This window comes from Neisseria sp. P0021.S005 (assembly GCF_051956955.1).
This window is the reverse complement of the sequence record NZ_JBQCWY010000282.1, coordinates 1-3,821: the sequence shown is the minus strand read 5'-3', so window position 1 is coordinate 3,821 and position 3,821 is coordinate 1. Positions and strand designations below refer to the sequence as shown.

The following is a 3,821-nucleotide window of genomic DNA, read 5'->3' as shown; positions in this document are numbered from 1 at the left end:
GAATTGAACATTACGCCTGTTTTCGACAATATGATGTAAAGCCGTGCGAAGTTTTCAGACGGCCTTAAAGCCCTCGCGTTCTTTGAAAATTCTGATTGTCTTCTTACACCTTTCGGCTTTGGCCTTATGCCTTGCCGAGTTTTACGGCTGGATGATGTGGCTGGGTTTGGCGGCGTTGGCCGGCAGTTTTGCCTATGCTTGGCACAGCGTTAATTTTCAGACTCGAAATGCGGTCAGAAAAATCATCATTGACCGCCAATACCGTGCGACAGTTTACTTGAATGGCGAAAAAGAGGGTAGAAGCGCGGTTTTGCAAGACAGCAGTATGTTGACGGTTTACGCTTTGTTTGTGCAATGGAATGTTGATGGAAAAATGGTCAAACACTGCATCTTGCCCGATATGGCCGACCGCGATGCCTACCGCCGTCTGAAAGTATGGGCACGCTGGTGTCGGGAAAAAGAAGACAAAGCAGAACTTGCGGCAGATATGGGGGGGGGGGGGGGGGGGGGGGGGGGGGGGGGGGGGGGGGGGGGGGGGGGGGGGGGGGGGGCTGGCTTTCTCATTTGGAGACTGCCCATAGTTCCGGCCTTATCGATATGGGCTTGGAACGTGTGGGAGAAGTGAAAAAACGCATGAATTTGGTGCCGCAATGTCCTGTCGTCGTGGTGGCGGGTACCAATGGTAAGGGTTCCGTATGTGCCTATTTGTCGCATATTTATAAAGAAGCCGGTTTTAAAGTCGGTACGCTGACCAGTCCTCATCTTCTGCGTTACAACGAACGAATCGCCATCAACACTCAACCGGTTTCAGATGAATTGATTGTTTCCTCATTTGAGCGTATCGAAGCGGCGCGCGGCGAAATTTCGCTGACGTATTTTGAGTTTAATGCTTTGGCGGCCATCGATATTTTCATGCATGAAAATGTGGACGTAATGATTTTAGAAGTCGGTTTGGGTGGACGATTAGATGCTGTGAATGTATTTGACGGCGACTGCTCGGTCGTTACCAGCGTGGATTTGGACCATCAGGCATTTTTGGGCGATACTGTCGAGCAGGTCGGTTTTGAAAAAGCCGGAGTGTTCCGTAGCGGTAAACCAGCCGTGTGCGGTCAGAATCCTGCACCTGAATCATTGGTTAAACACGCAGAAGAAATTGGCGCAAAACTGTTGATGGTTCAGCGAGATTTTGATTTTGCGTCAATGGAAAGCGTACAGTGGAATTACCGCTTCCATCCGCAATCTTCAGACGGCCAAAGCCGTAACCGCAATTCCTTGCCGTTTCCTGCTTTACGCGGTGCCTATCAGTTGTCTAATGCCGCGTGTGCATTGACGGTGTTGGAGTGTTTGAACGAACAATTGCCGGTTGATATCGGCGCAATTAAACGTGGTTTGCTGTTGGTGGAGAATCCTGGACGTTTCCAAGTTTTGCCCGGCCGTCCGCTGGTGGTTTTGGATGTCGGCCACAATCCGCACGCTGCCCGTGCTTTGCGCCGCAGCCTGATTAACCTTGCCTTTGCCCAAAAACGTACCGCCGTATTCAGTATGTTGTCCGATAAAGATATTGATGGCGTGCTGGAAATCGTTAAAGACCAGTTTGACGAGTGGAATATCGCGCCTTTAGATGTGCCGCGTGGCATGACGGTAGAGGCTTTGCAGGATAAACTGGCTGAACACGGCATCGACAATGTAAATGTTTTTGAAACTGTCGCTGCGGCCTATCGCGCTGCTTTGGCTAAAGCAACCGAAAATGATAGAATCGTTGTTTTCGGCTCATTCCATACTGTTGCCGATGTAATGGCTGTTTTGAAAGAACACTAACGAGGAAATTATCATGTCCGACAATAAACAAAAAGAAACTCCAAACGGATACGATTTAGACGGTTACGAACGACTCAAACGTCGCAACCGCCGTCGCTTGGTCTTGGCCTCCGGCTTGGTGGTGGCATCGGGTATGCTGTTCGGTCTGGCGCTGACTTCCGGCGACGATAAAAATTCACCGTTTAAAGAAGCGCCTGTCGGTCAGAGCCAAGCCAAAACGGCTGACGAGCCGAGCAAGGCGGTTGTTTTAGAGCCTAATAAAGAGGATGTCGCTGCTGCTGAAGAGGCTGCCCGCCATGCGGATGCCGAAGCACCAAATAAACCGCAAAATGCAGGCGACGAAGAAGACAATGCGCCGGTTGAAGTATTGAAGCCAAACCGCGAATCTGCTCCCGAAGATGTTGGCGAGCCGTTGGTTTTGATCAACGATACTTTAGATGACGGCAATATCAAAGGCTTGGAAGAGTCCGAACGTATTCAACGTGCCGAGGCTGCCAAACGTGAAGCTGCAGAGCGCCGAGCCGAAGAACGCCGCCAACGTCAGGCTGAACAACGTGCTGCTGCGGCCCGTAAAACACAAGCCCAACAGGAAACAGCAGAGAAAGAAAACGCATTGGCAGCTAAAAAACGCGTACTTCAAGCGCGTGCTGAAAAAGCAGAGCGTGAAGCCGCTGCAGAACGCAATAAATTGGCACAATTGGAAAAAGCAGAGAAAGCCATTGCCGAGCGTAAATCTGCCAAAAACAGCAAAGACAGCGTAAAAGACAAGGCCGAACCTGCTAAGAAAGCAGAAGCCAAAGTTGAAAAACCAAAAAATGAAAAAGCTAAACCAGAAACGGCCAAAGCAGAAAAAGCCGATAAGGTAAAAACTGCCGAGAAGCCGTCTGAAAAAGCCAAGCCTAAAGCTGAAAAAGAAACAGCAGAAGCCAAGCCTGCGAAAAAAGCTGCCATTCAGGCTGGTTATGCTGAAAAAGAACGTGCGCAAAGCCTGCAACGTAAAATGAAAGCCGCAGGTATCGACTCGACCATTACTGAAGTGATGACCGATAAAGGTAAGGTGTATCGCGTGAAATCAGCCAGTTATAAAAATGCACGCGATGCCGAGCGCGATTTGAACAAATTGCGTGTACATGGCATTGCCGGTCAGGTGACCAGTGAGTAATTTGCCTGTTGCCGATTTGTTGGCTGCCGCCGTCATCGTCATCTGCATCATTATCTCGTTGACACGGGGTATTATTGCCGAAGCAGGGGCGATGGTGGCGTGGGTGGTATCGTTTATTGCCGCCAGAACGCTTGCCATGCCGTTTGCCGATGTGGTCTTTAAATCGGTTGAGCCGCATTCTTTGGCGGTTGCCATGGGTTTTGCCGCTGTGTTTTTTCTGGCATGGCTGTTGCAGAAACTGGCACGATCGCTGTTGAGCAGTTTGATGTCTGCCGTTGGTTTGGGAAGCATCAACCGTTTGCTTGGCGGCGTATTCGGTGCAGTGAAAGGTGTGATTTTGGTGACACTGGCAGTGATGGTTTTTTCACACACTGATTTGCCGAAAACGGAAGAGTGGCAAAGTTCGCACACAATTCCGTATTTTGAATCACTTGCCGATGCTGCAATGCCTTATCTGCCTGGAAAAGATACCGCAATGTCCCATCTTTCGGGTAAAGCGGCTGAAGTTGAAGAATTGGATGATTAAGTTTGACGGATTCAGACGGCCTATGGGTCGTCTGAATCCGTTTTTATTTGCGTAAATTTAGCATCATATTGTCAACAATTTGAGCAAACTCATCTAAATTATTTTATAATGACGGCTTACCCATTTAATCTTCAAACTCGGAGAAGCACGATATGTGTGGTGTATTAGGTTTGGTTAGTCATGAGCCAGTCAATCAGATGTTGTATGATGGTTTGCAGATGTTGCAACACCGTGGTCAGGACGCAGCAGGTATTGTTACTGCCGAAGGCAATATATTTCATATGCACAAGGGCAAAGGCATGGTGCGCGAAGTGT

3 protein-coding genes and 2 pseudogenes are annotated in these 3,821 nt (G+C 49.2%); all 5 read left to right on the top strand.

Annotated features, from left to right (window positions below):
* Positions 1 to 43 precede the first annotated feature (43 nt).
* Positions 44 to 466: pseudogene (locus ACTHUE_RS12700) on the top strand (protein YgfX); the annotation flags it as partial.
* A gap of 98 nt (positions 467 to 564) precedes the next feature.
* Positions 565 to 1,818, top strand: a complete 1,254-nt coding sequence (folC, locus tag ACTHUE_RS12695) for a bifunctional tetrahydrofolate synthase/dihydrofolate synthase (protein ID WP_440423637.1) — start codon at positions 565 to 567, stop codon at positions 1,816 to 1,818.
* A gap of 13 nt (positions 1,819 to 1,831) precedes the next feature.
* Positions 1,832 to 2,980 carry an SPOR domain-containing protein gene (locus ACTHUE_RS12690; protein WP_219088728.1) on the top strand — a complete coding sequence of 383 codons (1,149 nt, stop codon included), beginning with the start codon at positions 1,832 to 1,834 and terminating at the stop codon, positions 2,978 to 2,980.
* Positions 2,973 to 3,506, top strand: a complete 534-nt coding sequence (locus ACTHUE_RS12685; RefSeq protein WP_107791926.1) for a CvpA family protein — start codon at positions 2,973 to 2,975, stop codon at positions 3,504 to 3,506. The genes ACTHUE_RS12690 and ACTHUE_RS12685 overlap by 8 nt, the downstream gene beginning before the upstream one ends.
* Before the next feature lie 152 nt (positions 3,507 to 3,658).
* A pseudogene (locus tag ACTHUE_RS12680) lies at positions 3,659 to 3,821 on the top strand (amidophosphoribosyltransferase); the annotation flags it as partial.